The organism is Mesorhizobium sp. M7A.F.Ca.CA.001.08.2.1 (genome assembly GCF_003998455.1).
GTDB classification, from domain to species: Bacteria; Pseudomonadota; Alphaproteobacteria; order Rhizobiales; family Rhizobiaceae; genus Mesorhizobium; species Mesorhizobium ciceri.
This window is the reverse complement of the sequence record NZ_RZPW01000877.1, coordinates 1-2,365: the sequence shown is the minus strand read 5'-3', so window position 1 is coordinate 2,365 and position 2,365 is coordinate 1. Positions and strand designations below refer to the sequence as shown.

The 2,365-nt window shown below is 56.8% G+C and carries 3 protein-coding genes and 1 pseudogene; 3 read left to right on the top strand and 1 reads right to left on the bottom strand.

The features are described 5' to 3' along the window. The 3 genes and pseudogenes from EN914_RS32360 to EN914_RS32350 form a co-directional block, all read left to right on the top strand. Positions 1-473: pseudogene (locus tag EN914_RS32360) on the top strand (nucleotidyltransferase); the annotation flags it as partial. Then, positions 473-937: a hypothetical protein gene (locus tag EN914_RS32355; protein ID WP_024504458.1), complete on the top strand. Its 465-nt coding sequence runs from the start codon at positions 473-475 to the stop codon at positions 935-937. The pseudogene EN914_RS32360 and the gene EN914_RS32355, both read left to right, overlap by 1 nt. 248 nt (positions 938-1,185) lie before the next feature. Next, positions 1,186-1,608, top strand: a complete 423-nt coding sequence (locus EN914_RS32350) for a hypothetical protein (RefSeq protein ID WP_024504457.1) — start codon at positions 1,186-1,188, stop codon at positions 1,606-1,608. Between the two features lie 80 nt (positions 1,609-1,688). Here EN914_RS32350 and EN914_RS32345 read toward each other — a convergent pair. Next, positions 1,689-2,365: PAN domain-containing protein (locus EN914_RS32345; protein ID WP_245497891.1), on the bottom strand; the 677-nt coding region annotated here is incomplete at its 5' end.

Here is a 2,365-nt window from a genome sequence, read left to right as displayed (position 1 = left end):
TCATTACGACGCTAGCGGCGCAAGCCTACGAGTGTTGCGTAAACACATTCACCTTTGACTCCGAACTAGACGTCGTCATCGCAACAATCCGGATGATGCCTCACTTCATCGATCGGCCGTTCGTGAACGGCAAGCTGATGTATGTAGTCGCAAACGAAACGACCGTCGGTGAGAATTTCGCCGAGCGCTGGAACAAGGAGCCGCAAAGAGCCACTGCCTTTTCTGCCTGGCACGCGAAGGCGCTCGCAGACTTTGAGAACCTGGCTGAACTCGAAGGCCTCGACCGCATCACCAAGAAACTCGGCGATTCCTACGGCAAGACCGTTGTGGCGCGCGTCATGGATGCCCGCACGGAACAGGTTTCAGGCGCGCGTGCGTCGCAGAAGCTTTTTGTTACGCCTATGGTCGGTCTTACGTTGACCAACAGCGCCGCGGCGACCGCTGTGCCGAAGAACACGTACTTCGGTGAATGATGAACTGGTCAACCCGTCCTGATCTCACGCCGGCACAGCAGTTCTTGTTCCTGCGAGCGAACCCGATCTGTGCGGGTGACGGCGTGTTGAATGCAAAAGGACTGACCTGGGAATATCTCGTTCGTCCCACGCCCTTAAGTCGGGAGTATCGCGTCCGACTGAGCTACGAGCGAGGCGGATCAGCGAAGGCTGTGGTGCTGGAACCGGACATTCAGCTTCTTGCTGGCGAAAAGAAATTGCCGCACGTCTACCACGATCCACTCCGACTCTGCCTGCACCTGCCCAAAGCGCATGAGTGGGTGGGGTCGATGCGCCTGGACCAGACCTTCATTCCATGGATTGCGACATGGCTATTCTACTTTGAAGAATGGCTGGTTTCTGATGAATGGAAAGGCGGTGGCGAGCACCCCGATCCAGATTCGAGCGAGGTCATCCGCCGGGCCGTTCGCCGGGCAACGCGGTAGCAAGGGGGGGCAAACAAGGCCTCACTTTTCGGTATCGGTGCGCGGTGGCAGGGTACCTGCGCGTGCGTGGCGATGAAGCGCAGCAGCCGGTCGACGGGCTCTCAACCTCATCGGGTCAAGGACGATAGTGGCACAAGGTGTCATCTGACCTTTAGCCACCATCTTCTGGGTGCCCTTCTCGTAAAAGAGTGTTGTCAGATACCTCAAATGCGTTGAACGTGACGGTGTCTATGCGGACGGAGAGCGAGATGGGGCTGATAAACCTAAGTCACCGCGAGAAGCAGGCCATCGGCGCGATTAACAGCAGCGAGCTTCATGACTTGGTTAATCAGGCCATCAGTTCAGAACACCTCGGAAAACTCAGCAGCCTATTGCCAGCTGACGGCCGAGTGCGACCGCGCCAGAGCGAGCTTCTCTCTTTTTGGAAGGCTATGGATCACCATATGGTGATGGTCGCATCGTCAATGAAGCCCGATGCGCTGCTTCTAAAGCCAATAGTTTGCGACGTAAGGCCATACCTGCAGCTGGCGGGTGGGGGTTGCGTCCGCGCCCGACCTCGAGGCAGCAAAGCGGCCGTTTTCAATGAGGGTTTCGCGTCTCACATCGACCTTCGGCACAACCTTACCGTCACCCGAAACCGCTCATCCATCGGCGACAAGGTGAGGGTTTAGGAGATTTTTCTTTGGTGAGCATGTTTGAGTCATTGTCGGTCACGGCTTGTTCTCTGCGCACTTTTCGGACCGGTGCCAATTCAACTGCGGGTGGCCTTAACGCCCGAAGTCACGCCCTTGAAGGGAGACGATGAGGTCACGTTGTCGAGCATAGCGCACATCTTGTTCGGACCGTCAAAATTGAAGCCTAGACATCTCTGATCAGCGGCGCAGGCCAATACGCAGTCGGCATAGCCGCTGCGCACATTCGCGTAAGCGCCCCCAACTACTACCGTGTCCTTGCCGAAAACGAGGCTGGAATACTGGAGATTCGCCTTGATTGCTCCTTTCGCCGCCATCACTGCGTCGGGACTCCTAACCAAAATTGACCCGTTACTCTTCATGAAACAGGCGGCGTGTTTCTTGTCGTAGGTGAGTGCTAAGCAGCGGCGATCTGCTTCGCATTGGGATTGGCACTGTTCAAGTGTGACATTCCAAGCAGGCATACCCGGCAGATCGTTTCCGATCGCGTCCCATCCGTCCTGCCGAACCGACAGTTCTTCGGCCGCGACAGCTGCTTCTTTTCGCTTATTGTCCATGTCGAAATCGCTTGGCGCGAAACTGGCCTCGTCGAGCCAGAGGCAACGGCTGGCGAGTTCTCGCGCCGAATTGTCGTCAAGGCCTACTGATGAGAGTGTCTCGATCGACGACACCGGTGCCTCCGGCTTCGACGTAGGTGAAGGTCTGTTGACAAGACTTACCTGAACCTCGACTCCGG